Source organism: Methanobrevibacter cuticularis, from assembly GCF_001639285.1.
Taxonomy (GTDB): Archaea; Methanobacteriota; Methanobacteria; order Methanobacteriales; family Methanobacteriaceae; genus Methanobaculum; species Methanobaculum cuticulare.
On record NZ_LWMW01000043.1, the window covers coordinates 1 to 885 of the forward strand.

The 885-nt window shown below is 29.9% G+C and carries 1 protein-coding gene; it reads right to left on the bottom strand.

What is annotated here, in order from left to right; all coding sequences use genetic code 11:
- Positions 1 to 13 precede the first annotated feature (13 nt).
- On the bottom strand, positions 14 to 885 hold an 872-nt coding region (locus tag MBCUT_RS01155; protein WP_211263749.1), incomplete at its 5' end, for an IS5 family transposase.

The following is an 885-nucleotide window of genomic DNA, read 5'->3' on the forward strand; positions in this document are numbered from 1 at the left end:
GGCTCTGTAGAAATCATATTTTGATTTTTATGTTAAATGTTTTTGTGTGACGATATATGTTATAGCATAGATTTTTTAACTTAGTTTCTTTATTTCTTAGTCGGTCACTTCTACTTTGATTTTTATCTCCAAAAATTCTTTTTATGACTGATATTACTGTTTCTACTATGCTTCTTTGATGGTATTTTGGTTTGGTGAAGATAGATCTTGATCCTATTCTATATTTGCCTTTTTTAGCTCTTTTTTTAAGAGGTATTAGGCTGGATGCGTTTAATTCTTCATGTATAACTTTGTGTATTTCTTCACTATCATATGCTTTGTCTAAGCTGAATCCTATTGGTTTGTATTTTTTAGTTTTTCTTATGAGTGCTATTGCATCTTTGGAGTCGTGTCTTGGTCCTTTGGCTACCCTGTGTGTTAATATTATTTGAGTTCGTGTGTCTATTGCTATTTGGTTTTTTGTGTAGCTTTTTCTCCATTTTTTGCTTTGTTTTTTGATTTTATCAATATAATATCTGCTTGCTTGATCGCAAGAGTGTCCAGTTCCATCTAAAGCTACCCATGGATTATTAATATCAAATAATCCCACAATTTTATCCATTATTTCGCCTATAACTTCTGATTTTATTCGTTTAAAGAATTTTTGTAGTGTTGTGTAGTGTGGAATACTTTTTAAGTTGATTATAGAGCATATTTCTCCTGTTAATTGGATTGTTGAAGTAAAAAGGCGATAACCAAGTTTTAATCGCTTCATTAAACATATTAACGCCATTAATTGGGGTTGAGTATAAATATGTTTTGATTTTTCACAGGAATACTCTGATAAAGACATCTTAGCAATTTCAAAGGACACAAAGGTAAATTTTATTAACTCATTATCACATA